The sequence below is a fragment of the Blastococcus sp. MG754426 genome, from assembly GCF_021699055.1.
Taxonomy (GTDB): domain Bacteria; phylum Actinomycetota; class Actinomycetes; order Mycobacteriales; family Geodermatophilaceae; genus Blastococcus.
In genome coordinates this window covers 66,942-82,447 of sequence record NZ_SSXC01000001.1, presented here as the reverse complement: position 1 = coordinate 82,447, position 15,506 = coordinate 66,942, and the positions used below count along the sequence as shown (strand labels likewise).

At 75.3% G+C, this 15,506-nt stretch carries 16 protein-coding genes; 9 read left to right on the top strand and 7 right to left on the bottom strand.

The features are described 5' to 3' along the window. Positions 1-66: 66 nt before the first annotated feature. Together galT and galK are read left to right on the top strand one after the other, a co-directional pair. Positions 67-1,152 carry a galactose-1-phosphate uridylyltransferase gene (galT, locus tag E9549_RS00440; RefSeq protein ID WP_236824604.1) on the top strand — a complete coding sequence of 362 codons (1,086 nt, stop codon included), beginning with the start codon at positions 67-69 and terminating at the stop codon, positions 1,150-1,152. After that, positions 1,149-2,306 (top strand): galactokinase, encoded by a 1,158-nt coding sequence (gene galK / locus E9549_RS00435; protein WP_236824603.1) that lies wholly within the window; start codon positions 1,149-1,151, stop codon positions 2,304-2,306. Before galT ends, galK begins: the two co-directional genes overlap by 4 nt. Positions 2,307-2,329: 23 nt before the next feature. Here galK and E9549_RS00430 read toward each other — a convergent pair whose 3' ends face one another. Continuing rightward, positions 2,330-3,031 (bottom strand): IclR family transcriptional regulator, encoded by a 702-nt coding sequence (locus tag E9549_RS00430; protein ID WP_236824602.1) that lies wholly within the window; start codon positions 3,029-3,031, stop codon positions 2,330-2,332. Positions 3,032-3,104: 73 nt separating this feature from the next. Here E9549_RS00430 and leuC point away from each other — a divergent pair, with 73 nt between their 5' ends. Together leuC and leuD are read left to right on the top strand one after the other, a co-directional pair. Continuing rightward, positions 3,105-4,511, top strand: coding sequence for a 3-isopropylmalate dehydratase large subunit (gene leuC, locus E9549_RS00425; protein WP_236824601.1), 1,407 nt, complete (start codon positions 3,105-3,107; stop codon positions 4,509-4,511). 3 nt (positions 4,512-4,514) lie between these two features. Beyond that, positions 4,515-5,120, top strand: coding sequence for a 3-isopropylmalate dehydratase small subunit (gene leuD, locus E9549_RS00420; protein ID WP_236824600.1), 606 nt, complete (start codon positions 4,515-4,517; stop codon positions 5,118-5,120). Positions 5,121-5,214: 94 nt separating this feature from the next. Here leuD and E9549_RS00415 read toward each other — a convergent pair whose 3' ends face one another. Genes E9549_RS00415 through cofC form a run of 3 tightly spaced genes read right to left on the bottom strand, consistent with a single transcriptional unit; the run spans position 5,215 to position 8,852 of the window. Next, positions 5,215-6,144 (bottom strand): bifunctional NUDIX hydrolase/histidine phosphatase family protein, encoded by a 930-nt coding sequence (locus E9549_RS00415; RefSeq protein WP_236824599.1) that lies wholly within the window; start codon positions 6,142-6,144, stop codon positions 5,215-5,217. Further along, entirely contained in the window at positions 6,128-8,200 is a 2,073-nt protein-coding gene (locus E9549_RS00410; RefSeq protein WP_236824598.1) for an RNA degradosome polyphosphate kinase, read from the bottom strand. The genes E9549_RS00415 and E9549_RS00410 overlap by 17 nt, the downstream gene beginning before the upstream one ends. 4 nt (positions 8,201-8,204) lie before the next feature. Next, on the bottom strand, positions 8,205-8,852 hold the full coding sequence (gene cofC / locus E9549_RS00405; protein ID WP_236824597.1) for a 2-phospho-L-lactate guanylyltransferase: 648 nt from the start codon (positions 8,850-8,852) through the stop codon (positions 8,205-8,207). Between the two features lie 114 nt (positions 8,853-8,966). Between cofC and E9549_RS00400 the strand changes: the two genes are divergently transcribed. Genes E9549_RS00400 through E9549_RS00390 form a run of 3 tightly spaced genes read left to right on the top strand, consistent with a single transcriptional unit; the run spans position 8,967 to position 11,928 of the window. Then, entirely contained in the window at positions 8,967-9,788 is an 822-nt protein-coding gene (locus E9549_RS00400; protein ID WP_236824596.1) for a 1-acyl-sn-glycerol-3-phosphate acyltransferase, read from the top strand. Then, positions 9,785-10,780: an NAD(P)H-dependent glycerol-3-phosphate dehydrogenase gene (locus E9549_RS00395; RefSeq protein ID WP_236824595.1), complete on the top strand. Its 996-nt coding sequence runs from the start codon at positions 9,785-9,787 to the stop codon at positions 10,778-10,780. The genes E9549_RS00400 and E9549_RS00395 overlap by 4 nt, the downstream gene beginning before the upstream one ends. A gap of 14 nt (positions 10,781-10,794) precedes the next feature. Further along, positions 10,795-11,928, top strand: coding sequence for a cystathionine gamma-lyase (locus E9549_RS00390; RefSeq protein WP_236824594.1), 1,134 nt, complete (start codon positions 10,795-10,797; stop codon positions 11,926-11,928). On the opposite strand, the gene E9549_RS00385 is transcribed toward E9549_RS00390, so the two are convergent. Then, positions 11,899-12,699 carry a phosphatidylcholine/phosphatidylserine synthase gene (locus E9549_RS00385; protein ID WP_236824593.1) on the bottom strand — a complete coding sequence of 267 codons (801 nt, stop codon included), beginning with the start codon at positions 12,697-12,699 and terminating at the stop codon, positions 11,899-11,901. The two genes, E9549_RS00390 and E9549_RS00385, sit on opposite strands and share 30 nt — an antisense overlap. 98 nt (positions 12,700-12,797) lie before the next feature. Between E9549_RS00385 and E9549_RS00380 the strand changes: the two genes are divergently transcribed. Then, a complete protein-coding gene (locus E9549_RS00380) occupies positions 12,798-13,934 on the top strand; it encodes a D-alanine--D-alanine ligase family protein (protein WP_236824592.1) in 1,137 nt (378 codons plus the stop codon). Then, positions 13,931-14,605, top strand: coding sequence for a hypothetical protein (locus E9549_RS00375; protein ID WP_236824591.1), 675 nt, complete (start codon positions 13,931-13,933; stop codon positions 14,603-14,605). The genes E9549_RS00380 and E9549_RS00375 overlap by 4 nt, the downstream gene beginning before the upstream one ends. A 14-nt stretch (positions 14,606-14,619) precedes the next feature. Here the strand turns inward: E9549_RS00375 and E9549_RS00370 are convergent, their stop codons facing one another. Then, positions 14,620-15,183, bottom strand: coding sequence for a DUF3515 domain-containing protein (locus E9549_RS00370; protein ID WP_236824590.1), 564 nt, complete (start codon positions 15,181-15,183; stop codon positions 14,620-14,622). 11 nt (positions 15,184-15,194) lie between these two features. Beyond that, positions 15,195-15,428, bottom strand: a complete 234-nt coding sequence (locus tag E9549_RS00365; protein ID WP_236824589.1) for an Lrp/AsnC ligand binding domain-containing protein — start codon at positions 15,426-15,428, stop codon at positions 15,195-15,197. Positions 15,429-15,506 lie beyond the last annotated feature (78 nt).

Genomic DNA, 15,506 nt, shown 5'->3' with positions numbered 1-15,506 from the left:
CGAGAGCCCCCGACCAGCGGTCGGGGGCTCTCGCCGTTCCAGCTGTCGGCGGAAGGCGGTCGCACGGTGTTCCGGACGAGGCGTGCCCTGGCCGACGGCCGGGAGATCCTCTACTTCGACGCCGAGCCCGTGCAGCGCGACGCCCGGGACGGCCGGGACCTGCCCGCCGTCGCCACCCGCTCGCAGCTCCGGTTCGACCCGCTGCTGGGCGAGTGGGTCGTCGTCGCCGCGCACCGGCAGGCCCGTACCGTGCTGCCGCCGGCGGACGAGTGCCCGCTGTGCCCCACCCGGCCGGGCCGGGCCACCGAGGTGCCCGAGGGCGACTACCAGGTGGTCGTCCTGGAGAACCGCTTCCCCTCCCTGGCCGCGGACGTCGACCGGGACCTGCCGGCCGCGGCTCCCGGCACCCCGCTGGCGGAGCTGCGGCCGGGGCTGGGCCGCTGCGAGGTCGTCTGCTTCACCAGCGACCACGACCGCGCGTTCGCCGAGCTCGGCCCCGACCGCGCCCGGCTGGTCGTCGACGTCTGGGCGGACCGCACGGCGGAGCTGTCCGCCCTCGAGGGCGTCGAGCAGGTGTTCTGCTTCGAGAACCACGGCGAGGAGATCGGGGTGACCCTCGGCCACCCCCACGGGCAGGTCTACGCCTACCCCTTCGTGCCGCCGCGCGTGGCGAAGGTGCTCGCCTCGGTGCGCCGGTACCGCGGGGCCACGGGCCGCGACCTGTTCGCCGACGTGCTCGCGGCGGAGCGGAGCGGCCCCCGGGTGGTGGCCGCCGACGAGCACTGGACGGCGTTCGTGCCGGCGGCCGCCCGCTGGCCCTACGAGGTGCAGCTGTTCCCCAACCGCCGGGTGCCCGACCTGCCGGCCCTCGACGACGCCGAGCGGGACGCCCTGGCCGAGGTGTACCTGGACCTCCTGGGCCGCTTCGCCCACCGCTTCGACACCCCGATGCCCTACATCGCCTCGTGGAACCAGGCGCCCGTGCGCGACGGCCGCGGGGAGTGGTGGCTGCACCTCCAGCTGTTCTCGCTGCGCCGGGCGCCGGGGAAGCTGAAGTACCTGGCCGGCTCGGAGTCCGGCATGGGCGCCTTCCTCACCGACACGAACCCCGAGGACGTCGCCCAGCAGTTGCGTGCCGTGGTCCTGCCGTGAACGGTGCCGCCACGGCAGCCGGCGCCTTCGCCCGGCGCTTCGGCTCCGCGCCCGAGGGCGTCTGGGCCGCCCCCGGCCGGGTCAACGTCATCGGGGAGCACACCGACTACAACGGTGGCCACGTGCTGCCGATCGCGCTGCCCCGCACGACGCGCGCCGCCGTCGGCCGGCGCGACGACGGCCGGCTGGTGCTGCGCTCGCTCCAGCACCCGGACGCCGACGCCGACGTCGCCCTCCCCGACCTGCGGCCGGGCACCCCGCCCGGCTGGGCCGGTTACGTGGCCGGGGTGGTGCACCAGGTGGCCGGCTCGGTGCCGGGCGGGCTGAGCATCCTGGTCGACGGCGACGTACCGGAGGGCGCAGGGCTCTCCTCGTCGGCGGCGCTGGCGTGCGCCGTCGCCCTGGCCGTCCGGGACCTGCTGCACCTCGACCTCGCCCCGGGGGACCTGGTGGACGTCGCCCGGCGGGCCGAGAACGACTTCGTCGGCGCCCCCACCGGGATCCTCGACCAGTCGGCGTCGCTGCTGTGCGTGGAAGGGCACGCGCTGCTCCTGGACACCCGCGACCGCAGCAGCGAGCAGGTGCCGTTCGACCTGACCGCCGCCGGCCTGGCGCTGCTCGTCCTCGACACCGGCACGACGCACGACCACGCCGCCTCCGGCTACGGCGACCGGCGCCGCGAGTGCGAGGAGGCGGCCGCCCGGCTGGGCGTCGGACTGCTGCGCGAGGTGCCCGACGTCGCCGCGCTCGACGTCCTCGCCGACGGCAGCGCGGAAGGGGACCGGCTGCACCGCCGCGCCCGGCACGTCCTCACCGAGGAGGACCGCGTGCACCGGGTGGTCTCGGTGCTGCGCTCGGGAGCCGACCCCCGGTCGATCGGCCCGCTGCTCACCGAGGGCCACGCCTCCCTGCGCGAGGACTTCGCCGTCTCGGTGCCCCTGCTGGACGCCTGCGTGGAAGCCGCGGTGGCTGCCGGCGCCCACGGCGCCCGGATGGTGGGTGGCGGGTTCGGCGGCAGCGCGATCGCGCTGGTCGACGCCGGTGCGGTCGACGCCGTCACCGCCGCCGTCGCCGACCGGTTCGCCCGGGAGAGCGCCGCCGCGCCGCGCGTCCTCTCCGCGGTCCCGTCCGCGGGTGCCCGCCGGCTGGCCTGACCGGCGGCCGTGGTGGCGTGGGCTCAGCGTGCGGCGCGGGAGATGGCCGCGGCGGCGTCCAGGACGGCGCCGACGACGTCGGGGCTCGGCCGGCGGCCCAGCCGCTCGACCGGACCGGAGATGGAGACCGCGCCGAGCACCGTGCCGGTGCCGTCGCGGACCGGCGCCGACAGGGAGGCGACGCCGGCCTCGCGCTCGGCCACGCTGTGCGCCCAGCCGCGCCGCCGGACGTCGAGCAGGGTGCGCGCGGTGAAGCTCGCCGAGGGCAGCAGGCGGGTGACCTCGTCGGCCGGCATGAAGGCCAGCAGGGCGTGCGCCGCCGACCCCGCCGTCATGGGCAGCCGCGCGCCGACCGGGACGGTGTCCCGCAGGCCGCTGGTGCGCTCGGCCGCGGCGACGCACACGCGCGTGGCGCCGTCGCGCACGTAGAACTGGGCGCTCTCGCCGGTCGCGTCGCGCAGGGTGACCAGGTGGCGCGCGGCGATCTCGCCGATGTCGGCGGTGCCCCGCCCCAGCTCGGCCAGCGCCGGCCCCGGCGCCCAGCTGCCGCTGTCGGTGCGCCGGACCAGGCGGTGCCCCTCCAGCGCGACGGCCAGCCGGTGGGCCGTCGCCCGGGGCAGGCCGGTGCGTGCGACGAGCTCGGCGAGGGTGGCGGGCTCGTGCGCGACGGCGTGCAGGATCGACACCGCTTTGTCCAGAACCGCGACCGGGTTAGGCTGTCCCACACAGCAATACTCGCATCCCGAAGAGTGAGATCGTCAACTCGGGAGCGACCAGTCACCCGGAGGGGACGAGCCCGTGCCGAAGACCCTGGCCGAGAAGGTCTACGACGCCCATGTCGTGCGCAGCACGCCGGGGGAGCCCGACCTGCTCTACATCGACCTGCACCTCGTGCACGAGGTCACCAGCCCGCAGGCCTTCGACGGCCTCCGGGCAGCCGGGCGCACCGTGCGCCGTCCCGACCTGACGATGGCGACCGAGGACCACAACGTCCCCACGCTCGACATCCTCGCGCCGATCGCCGACCCCGTCAGCCGGGCGCAGGTCGAGGCGCTGCGCCGGAACGCCGCCGAGTTCGGGATCCGGCTGGCCCCCATGGGCGACCGCGACCAGGGCATCGTGCACGTCATCGGCCCGCAGCTGGGGCTCACCCAGCCCGGTATGACCATCGTGTGCGGCGACAGCCACACCTCCACCCACGGCGCCTTCGGGGCGCTCGCGTTCGGCATCGGCACCAGCGAGGTCGAGCACGTGCTGGCCACCCAGACGCTGCCGCAGTACCGCCCCAAGCAGATGGCGGTCACCGTCGAGGGCGAGCTGGCGCCCGGGGTCTCGGCGAAGGACATCATCCTGGCCGTCATCGCGCAGATCGGCACCAACGGCGCCGCCGGCCACGTCATCGAGTACCGCGGCAGCGCCATCGAGGCGCTGTCGATGGAGGCCCGCATGACGATCTGCAACATGTCCATCGAGGCCGGTGCCCGCGCCGGGCTGATCGCCCCCGACCGCACCACCTTCGAGTTCCTCCGGGGCCGTCCGCACGCGCCGGAGGGCGCCGAGTGGGAGGCCGCGGTGGAGCACTGGTCGACGCTGCGCACCGACGAGGGCGCGGTCTTCGACACCGAGGTCGTGCTGGACGCCTCCACCCTCACCCCGTTCGTCACCTGGGGCACCAACCCCGGCCAGGGCCTGCCGATCAGCGGGCGGGTGCCCGACCCGGCGGAGATGGCCGACGAGGGGGAGCGGCGGGCCGCCGAGCAGGCGCTGGCCTACATGGGGCTGACCCCGGGCACCCCGCTCACCGAGATCGAGGTCGACACCGTCTTCCTGGGTTCCTGCACCAACGGGCGGATCGAGGACCTGCGCGTCGCCGCCGAGATGCTGCGCGGGAAGAAGATCGACCCCGGCACCCGCATGCTCGTCGTCCCCGGCTCGGTCGGCGTGAAGAACCAGGCCGAGGCCGAGGGGCTGGACCGGGTCTTCGTCGAGGCCGGGGCGGAGTGGCGCGGCGCCGGCTGCTCGATGTGCCTGGGCATGAACCCCGACCAGCTCAAGCCGGGGGAGCGCTCCGCCTCCACCAGCAACCGCAACTTCCAGGGCCGGCAGGGCAAGGGCGGGCGCACCCACCTGGTCTCGCCGTCGGTGGCCGCCGCCACCGCGCTCACCGGCCGCCTGACCGCCCCCGCCGACCTGATCGGAGCCTGACCCGTGGACGCCTTCACCACCCACACCGGCACCGTCGCCCCGCTGCGCCGCAGCGCGGTCGACACCGACCAGATCATCCCGGCCGAGTACCTCAAGCGGATCACCCGCACCGGGTTCGAGGACGGTCTCTTCGTCGCCTGGCGCACCAACGAGCCGGACTTCGTGCTGAACAAGCCGGAGTTCGCCGACGCCTCGATCCTCGTCGCCGGGCCCGACTTCGGCACCGGCTCCTCCCGCGAGCACGCCGTCTGGGCGCTGATGGACGGCGGCTTCCGCGTGGTCATCAGCTCGCGGTTCGCCGACATCTTCAAGAACAACTCGACCAAGGCCGGGCTGCTCACCGTCGTCCTGCCGCAGGCCGAGGTGGAGGCGTTGTGGGCCGCCGCCGAGGCCGATCCGACCACCCAGGTGACCGTCGACCTGGTGGCCAAGCAGATCACCTACGGCGACACCACGGTGCCGTTCGAGGCCGACGACTACACCCGCTGGCGCCTGCTCGAGGGGCTCGACGACGTCGGCCTCACCGAGCGGCACCTGGCCGACGTCGAGGCGTACGAGGCGCGGCGCCCCGCCTGGCTGCCGACGGCCCTCCCCGCCCGCCCGGCCTAGGAGCCCGTAGGCACAGGAAGCTCTTCCTGCGGATCGGGCCCCGGAGTCGCGGGTGAGGCTGCCCGTGCCTCACCAGGGGTCTCGGCGAGAGGCCTCAGCGGGGGGCGTCGGGGTCGGGCTCGAAGTCGCGGTAGTAGTCGGCCGCCAGCGCACCGGACCGCCCGCCCAGGGCCCAGACGCTGCCCTTGGCGGCCGGCGGCGGCAGGCCGGGGACGCCGTGGCCGTGCACCCCGAGCGCCTGCAGCAGCGACGGGATGGCCCCGCCCTGGCTGCACACCACGGAGACCCCCGCGTCCGGGCCGGCGCCGAGCAGCCGCTCGAGCGCGGTGAGCGCCGCCTGCGGGTCCTCGGCGAAGCACTCCTCGCCGAACTCCGGTCGCTCGCGCACGTCCAGGCCGAGCCGCTCCGCCAGGGGCTCCACCGTCGAGCGGCAGCGCAGCGGCGGTGCCGACGCCACCGCGCCCGGGGAGAAGAGCGGCAGCGCGCCGGCCAGCCGCTGCGCCTGGCGCAGCCCCTTGGTGTCCAGCGGGCGCAGGTCGTCGGGGCCGTCGAACTCCTGCTTGCTCCCCGCGCGGCCGTGGCGCACCAGCAGGACGGCCACCTCTCGCGGGACGTCGGTGCGGGCGGCGTCGGCGACCACCAGCCGGTCGTGGTCGTGGGTCAGCTGCGCGCCGGCGTCGCCGGGGGGGAGCCAGCGCAGCTCGTCGACCTCGTCGTTGGGTACGAAGCTGCCGCCCACGCAGCGCATCGCCCAGTAGTCGACCCGCTTGGGCGCCCCGTCGACGGCGTAGCGGGTGGTCGGGCAGCGGCGCCCGGCGACCACCTCCAGCCCCGTCTCCTCGAGCACCTCCCGGCAGGCCGCCTGCAGGGGGTGCTCGCCGGCGTCGAGCTTGCCCTTGGGCAGCGACCAGTCGTCGTAGCGGGCGCGGTGCACCACGGCGACCTCGATCCCGCCGCCGTCGGCCGGGCGCCAGACCACGCCGCCCGCGGCGACGACGGTGCGGCGCTCAGCCGGCGAGCTCATGGGCCCTCCGCATCAGCGCGGCCTGGTGGTCCCGGCCCGCCAGCCGCTCCCAGCTCCCGTCGCTGCGCAGCTCCCAGCAGCGGACCCCGGGAGCCATCGCCGGCTCGAGCGCCTCGCGCAGCTGGGTGCGGGCCGCCTCGTCGCAGACGCGGAGCAGCACCTCCACGCGGCGGTCGAGGTTGCGGTGCATGAGGTCCGAGCTCCCGATCCACCACTCCGGGTCCCCGCCGTTGTGGAAGGACATGACCCGCGAGTGCTCCAGGAAGCGGCCGACGATCGAGCGCACGCGGATGGTCTCCGACAGACCGGGCACCCCGGGCCGGAGCGCGCAGATGCCGCGGACGAACAGCTCGACCGGGACGCCCGCGCGCGAGGCCTCGTAGAGCGCGTCGATGAGCCGCTCGTCGACGATCGAGTTCGCCTTGATGCGGATGCCCGACGGCCGGCCCTCGGCGGCGTGGCGGGCCTCGCGGCGGATCTTCTCGATCAGCCCGGTGCGGATGCCGTGCGGCGCCACCAGGAGCGTGCGGTAGTTGGTCTGCCGCGAGTAGCCGGTGAGCACGTTGAACAGGTCGGTGAGGTCCGCGCCCACCCGGGGGTCGGCGGTGAGGATGCCCAGGTCCTCGTAGATGCGGGCGGTCTTGGGGTTGTAGTTGCCCGTGCCGATGTGGCAGTACCGGCGGATGACGCCCTGCTCCCGGCGCACCACCAGGGCGGTCTTGCAGTGGGTCTTGAGCCCGACCAGGCCGTAGACGACGTGGCAGCCGGCGCGCTCGAGCGAGCGGGCCCAGCTGATGTTGGCCTCCTCGTCGAAGCGTGCCTTGATCTCGACGAGCACGACCACCTGCTTGCCGGCCTCGGCCGCCTCGATGAGCGCGTTGACGATCGGCGAGTCCCCGGAGGTGCGGTACAGCGTCTGCTTGATCGCCAGCACGTGCGGGTCGGCCGCCGCCTGCTCGATGAACCGCTGCACGCTCGTGGCGAACGAGTGGTAGGGGTGGTGCACCAGGACGTCGCCCTCGCGGAGGGTGGCGAAGACGCTCTTGGGCGTCTCGCCCTCGGACAGCCGCGGGTGCGTCGCCGGCACGAACGGCTCGTCCTTGAGCTCGGGCCGGTCGAGGTCGTAGAGCGCCATGAGCGAGGCGAGGTCCAGCAGGCCGGGCACGTGGACGACGTCGTCGGGGGAGACCTCCAGCTCGGAGACGAGCACCTCGAGGATCCGCGGGTCCATCGGCTCGGCCACCTCGAGCCGGACGGCCGGGCCGAAGCGGCGCCGGGCGAGCTCGCGCTCCAGCGCCTGCAGCAGGTCCTCGTCGCGGTCCTCCTCGACCTCGAGGTCGGCGTTGCGGGTGACCCGGAAGAAGTGGTGGTCGATGACCTCCAGCCCGGGGAAGAGCTGGGCGAGGTGGGCGGCGATGAGGTCCTCGAGCGGCAGGAAGGTGGCGGTGGAGTCGGCCGACTCCACCGCGACGAACCGCGGCACGTTGTTGGGCACCTTGAGCCGGGCGAAGCGCGGGGCCCCCGTGTCGGGGTCGCGCACCGACACCGCCAGGTTCAGCGAGAGCCCGCTGATGTAGGGGAAGGGGTGGGCGGGGTCGACCGCCAGCGGGGTGAGCACGGGGAACACCTGGTCGCGGAAGTAGTCCCGCAACCGGCGGGTGTCCTCGTCGGCGAGGTCCTCCCAGTGCACGATCCGGATGCCGGACTCCTCCAGGCGCGGCAGCACGTCCTTGTTGAAGACGTCGGAGTGGCGCTGCACCAGCTCCTGGGTGCGCGCGGTGACCAGCTCCAGCTGCTCGCGGATGGTCAGCCCGTCGGGGGAGCGGACCGTGAGCCCGGTGCTCTGGCGGCGCTTCAGGCCGGCGATGCGGACCATGTAGAACTCGTCGAGGTTGCTGGCGAAGATGGCGAGGAACTTGACGCGCTCCAGCAGCGGCAGCGAGTCGTCCTCGGCCAGCTCGAGGACGCGGGCGTTGAAGTCCAGCCAGGACAGCTCGCGGTTCAGGTAGCGGTCGGCGGGCAGGGGATCGGTCCGGGGAGCGCTCTCTTCGGCCACGCCCTCATCGTGCCGCACCCACCCGGCTCGCGAGCGATGGCGAGCTGCGCACCAGCCCGGTCGTGCGCGGCCCGGCACCGAGCCCGAGCGCGGCCCGCAGGTCGCCGGGGACGTCGACGTCGCGCCGCAGCCCGGGCCACGCGCCGGTCAGCGGGACCGCGCCCCCGGCCTCGTGGGCGCCGGCCGAGCCGCGCCCGAACCGCGGGTGCAGCGGCACGCCGGCGGCTGTCAGCAGCGTGGTGCCCGTCCCCTGCGCGTCGGCCACGAAGCAGCGGGGGGCCGTCTCGGCGGCCGCCAGCGCCTCGGCCAGCTCCTCGGGGCGCAGCGCGGGCAGGTCGGAGGAGAGGGCGGCCACGTGCGTGCTCCCGGTGGACCCCGCGCCGTGCTCCAGCGCCGGGTTCAGGCCGCGGTCGGGCTCGTCGGCCACCGTGGTGGCGCCGAGCCCGCGCACCAGGTCCGCGGACGCCGGCTCGTCGGTGACGACGACGACCGACCCCACCCGGGCGCAGGCCAGCGCGGCGGCGACCGTGTCGGCGAGCAGGGCCAGGACCAGGGCGCCGTGGTCGCCGTCCGGGCCGGCGGTGAGCGGGCGCAGCCGCGTCTTGGCCGCCGCGAGCCGCTTCGCCGGGACGACGACCGACCACCTGGACACGGCACCACAATGTCAGCACCCGGGAGGCGCGCAGGCCCCGGACCGGACCCGGTGGTCCGGGCCGGGCCGGGCGGGTCGATCATGGGCTGGCTCACAGCAGAGGGAGGCGGGTCGGTGACGGAGGAGACGTCCGCGCGCGGTGCGGCCGCCGGCGGGGGACCGGGCGCCCGGCCCGAGGGCAGGTGGCGCACCCGGGGGCACATCCCGTTCCCCCTGTGGCTGTGCATCGTGGTCGTGTACCCGGTGGCGTCCCTGCTGTTCCGGCTGCGTTACCGCCACCTCGAGCGCATCCCCGTGCGCGGACCGGTGCTGCTCGTGGCCAACCACGTGTCGGTGCTCGACCCGCTGGCCTGCGCCCGCCTGGTGTTCGACCGCGGGCGCATCCCGCACTTCCTCGCCAAGGAGACCGTGTTCAAGGGCCTGGCCGGCACGATCCTGCGGGCGGCGGGGCAGATCCCGGTGGCCCGGTACTCCTCGACGGCCCGGGGCTCGCTCGACGCGGCTCGGGCCGACCTGCAGGCCGGCAACCTCGTGGTGATCTACCCCGAGGGCTCGGTGACGCGGGACCCGGCGTGGTGGCCCATGCAGGCCCGCACCGGGGCAGCGCACCTGGCGCTCACCACCGACGCGGTCGTCGTCCCCGTGGCCCAGTGGGGCCCGCAGCGGGTGCACGACTACCACACCAAGAAGCTGCACCTGCGGCTGCGCACGCCCACCGACTACCTGGTCGGCGAGCCGATCGACCTCTCGGCCCTGCGCGCCGAGGTCCGTGCCGGCCGGCCGCTGGACACCCCTCTGCTGCGGGAGACGACCGACCTGATGATGACCCGGGTGCGCCACCAGCTGGCCGAGCTGCGGGGCGAGCCAGCTCCCGCCGCCGTCCACCCCGGACCGGGCCACCCGCGCCGCGACGGCATCGCGGGGAGCGCGGCGTGACGCGGGCGGCGGTTCTCGGCGCCGGCTCCTGGGGCACCACCTTCGCCAAGGTGCTCGCCGACGCCGGCTGCGAGGTCCGGCTGCACGCGCGCCGGCCCGAGCTGGTGCACGCCATCGGCGAGCGGCGCGAGAACCCCGACTACCTGCCCGGCGTGCGGCTGCCCGACCGGCTGCGGGCGACCGCCGACCCCGCCGAGGCGCTGGCGGACGCCGAGCTGGTCGTGCTGGCGGTCCCCTCGCAGTCGCTGCGCGGCAACCTGACGGCGTGGCGGGAGCTGCTGCCGCCGGACGCCACGCTGCTGTCGCTGATGAAGGGCATCGAGCTCGGCACGACCAAGCGGATGAGCGAGGTGATCTGCGAGGTCACCGGCGCCCACCCCAGCCGGGTGGCGGCGCTCTCCGGGCCGAACCTGGCCCGGGAGATCGCCGAGGAGCAGCCGGCGGCCACCGTGATCGCGTGCGCGGACAGCGGCCGCGGCACGCAGCTGCAGACGTCGTGCCACACCCGCTACTTCCGGCCCTACACGAACCCCGACATCGTCGGCTGCGAGCTGGGCGGCGCGGTGAAGAACGTGATCGCGCTGGCGGCCGGCATCGCCGAGGGGCTGGGGTTCGGGGACAACACCCGGGCCTCGCTGATCACCCGCGGGCTGGCCGAGACCGCCCGGCTGGGGCTCGCGCTGGGGGCCGAGCTGACCACCTTCGCGGGGCTGGCCGGCCTGGGCGACCTGGTGGCCACCTGCAGCTCGCCGCTGTCGCGCAACCGCACCTTCGGCGAGAAGCTCGGCCGCGGCATGAGCGTCGAGGAGGTGCAGCAGAGCACCCGGCAGACCGCGGAGGGCGTGAAGAGCTGCCGCTCGGTGCTCGACCTCGCGCGGGCGCACGGCGTCGACGTGCCGATCACCGAGGCCGTCGTGCGGGTCTGCCACGAGGGGGAGGCGCCGGCGCAGATGGTGCGCGAGATCATGTCGCGGGAGGCCAAGCCCGAGTGATGGAGTAACCGGTCGTGGACAGCGGGTGGGGCGACGGGACCAGGTCGGTGCGGGCGGGGGAGGACCCGGCGGTGCCCGGGGCGCCGCTGCGGCCCTCACCGGTGTTCGCGGCCCCCTTCCACCTCGGCGACCAGCCCCCGCGGGCCGGCGGTGCCGACGCCTACGCGCGGACCGAGCAGCCCACCCTGCGGCACTTCGAGGACGCCGTCGGCGAGCTCGACGGCGGCCGCTGCCTCTCCTTCGCCACCGGCATGGCGGCGCTGACCGCCGCCGTCCTGGCCTGCGTCCGCAGCGGGGACCGAGTCGTCCTCCCCTCGGACGGCTACTACGCCACCCGCATGCTGGCCGCGCAGGAGCTGACCCGGTTCGGCGTCGAGGTGCAGTACGTGCCGACGCCGGAGATCGAGCAGCTCGCGGCCGGGGGCGGGCTCGCCGGCGCCCGGATGGTGCTGCTCGAGACGCCCAGCAACCCCCAGCTCGACGTCTGCGACATCGCGGCCGTCGCCGCGGCCGCGCACGCCGCGGGCGCCCTGGTGGCGGTCGACAACACCACCGCCACCCCGCTCGGCCAGCGGCCGCTGGCGCTGGGCGCCGACCTCACCGTCGGCAGCGACACCAAGGCGCTCACCGGGCACAGCGACCTGCTGCTCGGGCACGTGTCGGTCACCGACGACGAGCTCCACGCGGCGGTGAAGGGCTTCCGCGACCGCACCGGCAGCACGCCGGGCCCGTTCGAGGCCTGGCTGGGGCACCGCTCGATGAGCACGCTGGACCTGCGGCTGGCCCGCCAGGCGGAGAACGCGGCGGCGGTGGCCGAGCTGCTCGCCGGGCACCCCGCCGTCACCGGGCTGCGCTGGCCGTGGCGGCCGGAGGACCCGTCGTTCGCCCTGGCCTCCCGGCAGATGCTCCGCCCGAACGGCGTGGTCTCCGCCGAGCTGCCCGACGAGGCCGCCGTCTCCCGGTTGCTGGGCGCCAGCCGGCTGTGGGCCGCGGCGACCAGCTTCGGCGGCGTGCACAGCACGATCGACCGGCGGGCGCAGTGGGGTGGCGACGCCGTGCCCGGGGGTTTCGTGCGGTTCTCCTGCGGCATCGAGGACACCGCGGACCTGGTCGCCGACCTAGCCCGCGCGCTGGACGCCGTCGGCTGACGCGGGCCGGCGGCGGGCGCCGGCCACGGTGAGCCAGATGCTCATGCCGAAGTAGTAGGCCAGGTAGACCATGCTCACGGCGACGACCAGCGGGTGCGGGTCGGGGTACTGGACGATCAGCACGGCGAAGGCGACGAGCCAGACCGCCGCCAGCCCCAGGTTCAGCCCGCGCAGCAGCTTGGTGCGCGACGGGTAGACGTACTTGACCGGCACGAACACCAGGACGGTGAGGACGGCGAGCGTCACGCCGACGCCCGTGGGGCCGACGTCGAGGACGATCGCGTAGAACGCCGCCACGTTCCAGTAGCTGGGGAAGCCGAGGAAGTAGTGGTCCTCGGTCTTCGCGTCCACCCGGCAGAACTGGTAGCAGGAGGCGAGCAGCGGCAGCGCGGCCAGCACCCAGCCGAGCGCGCCGCCGGGCATCCGGTCGGTCGTCCAGAGCAGCACGACGGGCGCGAAGACGTAGGTCAGGTAGTCGACGATGTCGTCCATCCGGGCGCCGTCGAACCAGGGGATCGTCTCCTTGACCCGGAACCTCCGGGCCAGCATCCCGTCGGTCCCGTCGATGAACAGGGTCGCGAGGATCAGCCACAGCGCGGTCTCCACCGCGCCGTCGAAGGCGGCCAGGACGATGAGCAGGCCGAGCACCGAGCCGCTGGCGGTGTACAGGTGCACCGCGGCGCCGGCCAGGCGCAGCCCCAGGGGGTGCCGGGGCCCGTCGGTGGTGCGCGCGGCCCCGGGAGCGGTCTGGTGGGCTGGGTCGTCGTGCACGGCGACGAGGCTGCCACACCCGGGCCGCCCCGGCGGACCGGCGCGTGCGCCGGCGACGCGGCGGGGGCCGCGGCCGGCCCTCGGTTAGGGTCGCGTCGATGAGCGGACAGCGGGGCAGGGTGCGGGTGGCGGTCGTCTTCGGCGGGCGCAGCGAGGAGCACGCCATCTCCTGCATCTCGGCCGGGAGCGTGATGGCCGCGCTGGACCCCGAGCGCTACGAGGTGGTGCCCGTCGGCATCGCCAAGGACGGCCGCTGGGTGCTGCCCGACCCCGGCCAGCAGCTCGCCCTCACCGGCGGCGCGCTGCCCGAGGTCACCGGCGGCACGGCGGTCTCCCTGGTCGGCGACCCCGAGGCCCGCGGGCTGGCCGTCCTCGAGCCCGGTGCGGCGGTCGGTCGGGCGCTCACCGAGGTCGACGTCGTCTTCCCGGTGCTGCACGGGGCCTTCGGCGAGGACGGCACGGTCCAGGGCCTGCTGGAGATGACCGGGCTGCCCTACGTGGGCTCCGGGGTGTTCGCCAGCGCCGCCTCCATGGACAAGGAGTTCACCAAGAAGCTCCTCGCCGCCGCCGGCCTGCCGCAGGGCGACCACGTCGTGCTGCGCGACGAGCACGGCGCGGTGTGCGCGGACGCCGACCTCCTCGGCGAGGCCGGGCGCGAGCGGCTGGGCCTGCCGGTCTTCGTCAAGCCCGCCCGCGCCGGCTCCAGCATCGGCATCAGCAAGGTCACCGACTGGGCGCAGTTCCCGGCCGCCGTGGCCGCGGCCGCGGCGGTCGACCCGAAGGTGATCGTGGAGGCCGCCGTCCCCGGCCGGGAGATCGAGTGCGGCGTGCTGGCCGCGCGCGGCCCGGGCCTGCCGGAGGCCAGCCTGCCCGCCGAGATCCGGCTGCGGCCCGGCGTGGACTGGTACGACTTCGCCGCGAAGTACCTCGACGACGCCGCCGAGTTCGACATCCCGGCCGACCTCACCCCCGAGCAGCTCGCCGCGGTGCAGGACACCGCGCGCCGCGCCTACCTGGCGCTGGACTGCCGGGGCCTGGCCCGCGTCGACTTCTTCCTCTCCACGGGGCCGGACGGCGCCGACCGGCTGGTGGTCAACGAGGTGAACACGATGCCGGGGTTCACCCCGATCTCGATGTTCGCCCGCATGTGGGGCGCCAGCGGGGTGGGGTTCGCCGAGCTCGTGGACCGCCTGGTGAGCGGGGCGCTCGCCGGCGGCGCACGGCCGGGCCGGTGACCGCCGGGCGACCGGGCCGTGGCGGAGCCGCCACCGGGTCCCGGGTCGCCCCGGCGGTCCTCCTGACCGCCTGCCTGCTCACCGCCTGCGGGCGCGCGGTCGACGGCGTCCCCACCGCCGCCCCGCCCTCGGACCGGCCCTCCTCGCCGCAGGAGCTGGAGGAGCTCGTCGTCCGGGACGTGCCCTCGGGCCTGCCGCGGCTGCCCGACGACGAGCTGGAGCCGCCGGCCGGCGCCAAGCGGCTGGAGGACGTCGCCGCCTACGCGCCCGACCCGGAGCGCGAGCTCGCGGTGCTCGACGACTACGGCTACCGCTACGGGTGGGAGCGCTTCTGGGGGCGGGAGTCCGGCCCGATGACCGGCGTCTTCGTCGACCAGTTCGAGCAGCGGGCAGGCGCCGGCGCCTACGCCGAGGCCCTGGCCCGCAACGACGCCGAGCTCTACGGCGGCGTGCTGAGCGTGGACCCGCCCGAGCTGCCCGCGAACTGCCGGCTGCTCACCGTGGACACCCCCGTGCCGGACGCCGGGCTGGTCGACCCCGCGGCGTTCGCGTGGTGCTGGCACGGCGTGTTCAGCGTGTCGGTGACCGCCGTCGCCGGGTCGGTCCCCGACGCGGTGCGGGAGGTCGACGCCGTCCTCGAGGAGCAGCTGGCGCTGCTGCCCCCGGCGTGAGCGCGCGCGGGCGCTCAGGGGCCGGGGGCCGGCTCCTGGTAGGGGAGGGCCTCGGCCAGCGGCACGGTCAGCGCCGTCACCGGGGCGCTGTCGACGCCGGCGGGCAGCCGCACCTCGACGTAGACCGGGCGGTCGACCGCCGTCCACACCGTCGCGTCCGGATCACTGGTGTCGACGTGCCACTGCACGCCGTTGATCTGGATGGCCGACGCCTCGACGGTCCAGCCGGCCGGCCGCTCCACGCCGCAGGTGAGCACGACCGGCGGCTCCCCCCAGGCGTAGACGTTGGCGCGCTCGGAGCGCACCCGGCGGGAGGGCTCCCCGGCCAGCTCCAGCGGCAGGTTGCCCATCAGCGCGGTGCAGGCCTGCTCGGCCTCGGGGCCGAGCTCGGGGCTGTCCAGGTCGAGCGTCGGCAGGTCCTCGGGGCGGACCGGGGTGATCCCGTCGACGGCGGCCGGCCCCTCGGCCTCCGGGGCGGGCTCCTCCCCGCCGCGCAGGTTGACCAGCACGACCAGCGCGATCACCACCGGGAGGGTGACCGCCGTGATCAGGATCGCGGCCCGGCGCAGCGGGTCCACGGGGCGAGCGCTCAGATGTTGACGACCGGGCAGGTCAGCGTCCGGGTGATCCCGTCGACCGACTGCACCCGGGCGACCACGAGGCGGCCGAGCTCGTCGACGGTGTCGGCCTCGGCGCGCACGATCACGTCGTACGGGCCGGTGACGTCCTCGGCCTTGGTGACACCGCTGATCTCGCTGATCGTCTTGGCGACCTGGGCGGCCTTGCCGACTTCGGTCTGGATGAGGATGTAGGCGTGGACCACGGGAGATCCTTCCTCCGGCAACAGTGCCGAGACGTCGTCCCCGCCGGCTGGCGGACTCGTCGGCAACCTACCGCAGCG